Source organism: Pacificibacter sp. (assembly GCF_039769035.1).
Classification (GTDB): Bacteria; Pseudomonadota; Alphaproteobacteria; order Rhodobacterales; family Rhodobacteraceae; genus Celeribacter.
In genome coordinates this window covers 1-4,077 of the sequence record NZ_JBDMZG010000158.1, presented here as the reverse complement: position 1 = coordinate 4,077, position 4,077 = coordinate 1, and the positions used below count along the sequence as shown (strand labels likewise).

At 54.5% G+C, this 4,077-nt stretch carries 5 protein-coding genes; all 5 read right to left on the bottom strand.

Going from position 1 to position 4,077, the window contains the following annotated elements; genetic code table 11:
• Window positions 1-156: 156 nt before the first annotated feature.
• Window positions 157-1,089, bottom strand: a complete 933-nt coding sequence (locus ABF287_RS13685; protein WP_347185560.1) for an aminotransferase class IV — start codon at window positions 1,087-1,089, stop codon at window positions 157-159.
• On the bottom strand, window positions 1,086-1,748 hold the full coding sequence (locus ABF287_RS13680) for a GntR family transcriptional regulator (RefSeq protein ID WP_347185559.1): 663 nt from the start codon (window positions 1,746-1,748) through the stop codon (window positions 1,086-1,088). Before ABF287_RS13680 ends, ABF287_RS13685 begins: the two co-directional genes overlap by 4 nt.
• Window positions 1,749-1,797: 49 nt before the next feature.
• Window positions 1,798-2,637 (bottom strand): transporter substrate-binding domain-containing protein, encoded by an 840-nt coding sequence (locus ABF287_RS13675; RefSeq protein ID WP_347185558.1) that lies wholly within the window; start codon window positions 2,635-2,637, stop codon window positions 1,798-1,800.
• A gap of 23 nt (window positions 2,638-2,660) precedes the next feature.
• On the bottom strand, window positions 2,661-3,434 hold the full coding sequence (locus ABF287_RS13670; RefSeq protein ID WP_347185557.1) for an amino acid ABC transporter ATP-binding protein: 774 nt from the start codon (window positions 3,432-3,434) through the stop codon (window positions 2,661-2,663).
• On the bottom strand, window positions 3,431-4,077 hold a 647-nt coding region (locus tag ABF287_RS13665), incomplete at its 5' end, for an amino acid ABC transporter permease (RefSeq protein ID WP_347185556.1). The genes ABF287_RS13670 and ABF287_RS13665, both read right to left, overlap by 4 nt.

Genomic DNA, 4,077 nt, shown 5'->3' with positions numbered 1-4,077 from the left:
TTGGCCCCCGGTCCACGGGCCTAGGCAAGATCGTGCTATAATCGCGTGCCCAGTTTTATGTACGTGAATGGAGAGTGTTTTGTCATACGGAGAGGCTACGAAACCGCCCTGCACGGCTCAAGCTCGTTTTGTCTGACAGTACCGAACGAACCTATCCTAGTTTCTGCGATGGCGCTCAATCTCACTGGCAATTAGGGATTTGTAGAGCTCCCTGATCTGCATCATCACCGGGCGGCTACCATAGCCGATCTGCTTGCCATCGATCTCAGCCACCGGGGTTTGGGCACCAAATGTACCAGTCAAAAAAGCTTCGTCTGCGCCGTAGGCCTCGTAGAGTGAATAGTTCTTTTCAAAGATCGGAATACCGTTGGAGCGACACAAATCAATGACCTTTTGCCGAGTCACACCGTTCATGCAGTAATCGCCGGTCGAAGTCCAAACCTCGCCACGCCGGACAATGAAGAAGTTGCAAGCGTTCGTGGTATTTACGAAGCCATGTGGGTCAAGCATTAAGGCCTCATCAGCACCGGCCTGTTCAGCCTGGAGGCAGGCGATCACACAATTCAGCTTGGAATGACTGTTAAACTTTGGGTCCTGGCTGGTCGGAAGTCCGCGCACCTGCGGCACCGAAGCCAGGCGGATGCCCTGGCCTTGAACGATCTCGGAGGGCCTCGAATGTTCGACAATCGCGACCACCGTGGGACCAGATCGGCTGAGTTTTGGGTGCTGGAACGGTTTAGCTTTACGTCCCCGGGTGATCATCAGGCGGCAATGCGCATCAGTAGTTATGCCATTGGCCTGCGCTGTCTTGTCGAGCAGAGCCTTGATATCGTGTGGAGTAAGGCCGGGATCGAGCGAAACCGCTTTGAGCGAATTGAAAAGCCTGTCCATATGCTCGTCAAAAAACGCCCAGACTCCGTTATACAGGCGCATTCCTTCCCACATACCGTCGCCCAGCATGAAGCCCGAGTCATAGACCGACACCTTTGCATCGTCCTTACGAACTAGTTCGCCATTCACCCAGATGAGAATATCATCGTTGCGCGGATCGTCTTGAGCGTCATGGGTGGATTTAACTTCGATATTCACCTGTCTGCCTCCACGCTAGCATAAACGGAGTCCAGGCCTTTTTGCATATGTTCGCCAATGTGGTTCAAGATGGCCGCGCGATCGTCGCCTTGCATAAGGTCCACGTATTTATGGTTGGCGTCCATAAAAACGCCCGTGACACCGTGCTGACGATTGTGGATAGACATGTAGATCTGTACCAAAGGCACTAGCTTTTGCCAATGAGATTTCAGAAGGCTGTGACCGCTGAGTTCGTAGATCCAGGAATGAAGAGCAATCTCGCCATCTACGGCGGCGCTGACATCTTTTGCGGTTCTGGCCTGCTCAAGTCGGATTAGTCGGCGCCTAAGAATGTCAAGGGCTGCGTCAGTGCGCTTGTCCCAGGATTCCTCAATCGCGAACCGTTCCAATGTAGTGCGCATTGAGTAGAGTTCTGACAATTCGCGGCGCGAGACCGAGCGCACGCGCAGGCCCCTGTAGGCTTCTTTGACCAGCAACCCTTCCTCAGTGAGTTGCAGGATGGCTTCGCGCAAGGGCCCCCGGCTGATGTTCAAACGGCCAGCCAGATTGGTTTCTGTCAACTTCTCACACGGCGCCAGATCACCCGCCATGATTTTGTCGCGCAGCATGTTGCGGACTTGTCCACTAATCGGTAAGGGGCGAATTTCGGTCAAAGTCATTTGGATTTCCTATATGACGTGGGGCGGTGTGATCCGCCCCACTGTTTGATTAACGCATGAATATCTGTTCCCGCTGGATTGGCGGGCTATCAGCCGGATCTACGCCAAAGTCCACAAGGAAATCGTCGTACCAACCCTGGATACGCCCCGTTTCGTACCAGTAGTGGCTGACAGTATCGAGCCAGTCACGGAAGGTTTTGTCATCCTCGCGCCGCATCCCGATATTTACCGGTGCGGTAAAGGCTGGCGTCGGTACCGAGATAACACCCGCACCCAGTTTTTGTCGCGCCGATAGAAGCGGCGGCAACATCAGCGAGACCGCATCAACCCGGCCCGATTGGAACGCGGCAATCGAGGCGGCGTTGTCAGGAAAACGCTGAATGTCGGCGTCCGGAACCATGCGGGTCAGGAACTGGTCCATCGAAGTGGCCTGCGGAACAGAAAAGCTTGTATCGCCCGAGTTCAGACCCGCCCAAGTGGACGCGTCCACACCATCGGCGGCCAAAACCGCTTGCGAAATGTAACCAACGGGATTTGTTGTGAAGTCGATTGTCCGCGCGCGTGATGCGGTTGGAGATAGAAAGTACATAAGGTCGATCTTGTCCGACTGAAGCGCAGCAATCGAAGTTCCCCAGGTGACTTCGACGGTCTCAAGTTCAACCTCAAGCGCCTCTGCCATTTTTTGACCCAGTGTGACGCCAAGTCCGCCGGTCCATTCGCCACTGCTAATATCCTTGGTGAACCAAGGTGGTGCCTGCGTAACACCTATCCGAAGGGTGCCACGTTCTTGGATGGCGTCCCAGGTTGATTGCGCCATGGCCCCCACAGTTGAAAGGGCGAGTACAGCTGTCGCGGCGACCACGCTGGCTATTGTTTTGAGCAAGTTCATTATCATTCTCCTTGTTTGTTAACTCAGTTGGGTAGTTTGAAAAGCGAGTGTCCATCGAGGAATTCGCGAACACGAGCCGTCTCTGGCGTTTTTAACACGTTTTGCGGTGCACCCTGTTCCAGGATTTGCCCATCATGCAAAAAGCAAACCTTGTTGGCCACATGATAGGCGAAGCCGATCTCGTGGGTGACGCAGACCATGGTCATGCCGTCTTCGGCTAATTGCCGCATGGTTTTCAGTACCTCCCCCACAAGTTCAGGGTCCAGCGCAGAGGTCACCTCATCGAATAGCATCACTTGAGGATCCATTGCCAAAGCACGCGCGATGGCGACACGTTGCTTCTGGCCGCCGGAAAGACGTGCGGGATATTCCAGCGCCTTTTCCGCCAGACCCACGCGGGTCAGTTGCGCCATGGCCTTATCCTTGGCTTCGGCTTTGGAACGGCCCAGTACAATCAACTGTCCTTCCATCACGTTTTCCAAAACTGTCATATGAGGGAACAGGTTGAAATGCTGGAAGACCATGCCAATCCTAGTGCGGAGCTTGCACAGGTCGGACTCGCGATACCGCATCCGGCCGCCTTGTTCGGTTCCGACCAGATCACCGTTGAGGCGCACCTGGCCTGACGTAGGTTCTTCCATGAAGTTTATGCAGCGCAGCAATGTAGACTTGCCGGAGCCACTGGACCCCAGAAGCACCACAGCCTCGCCTTGTGCAACGTCCAAGTTGATGCCCTTCAGCACCTCTAGTTCTATAAACCTTTTGTATAGTTTGCGTATTTCGATTGCGTTTGTCATGCGTCACTCTTTCCGAAGCGGCGTTCCAGCATGTAGGTCAATTGCACCAGGGGCAGCAGCACTACAAAGAAAACTAGTGCTACCACGGTGTAAGCCTCAATGGGATTAAATTCGTACGACGCGATCAGCTTGGCTTGTTGCAGCATCTCGGGATAGGCTACGATAGAGGCGAGTGTCGACATCTTGAACACCTCGATGCCCCGCGAGGTCAACGGCGGCAGCATGCGCTTAAGCGCTTGCGGCAGGATCACGCGGCGCATGGTCTGGGCGTAGGACATGCCAATCGCCTTTCCCGCCTCCCACTGCTCTCGCTCGATGGATTGGATGCCGCCGCGAAAAACCTCTGACGAAAAAGCGATGGTGTTCAGCGTGATCCCGAGGATCGCTGCCAGGAAGGGCGAGACCTCAATGCCTGTCAATACGGGCAGTGCGAAGAAGAACCAGATGATCTGCACCAGAACGGGCGTGTTGCGGAAAACCTCGACGTATAGCATCGCCGGATAGCTGACCCAGCGTGACTTCGAGTAGCGCAACATTCCTATGATTAGCCCACCACCGAGCCCGAGAAAGGTGCAAATGATAAACAGCTTAATCGTACCCAGAAGGCCTAAGGCAAGTCCGTTCCAATAGGCGAAGACCGAAG

Coding starts and splice junctions, on each gene's coding strand:
- ABF287_RS13675 (WP_347185558.1), bottom strand. CDS start 2,637: ATGAACTTGCTCAAAACAATAGCCAGCGTGGTCGCCGCGACAGCTGTA.
- ABF287_RS13670 (WP_347185557.1), bottom strand. CDS start 3,434: ATGACAAACGCAATCGAAATACGCAAACTATACAAAAGGTTTATAGAA.
- ABF287_RS13680 (WP_347185559.1), bottom strand. CDS start 1,748: ATGACTTTGACCGAAATTCGCCCCTTACCGATTAGTGGACAAGTCCGC.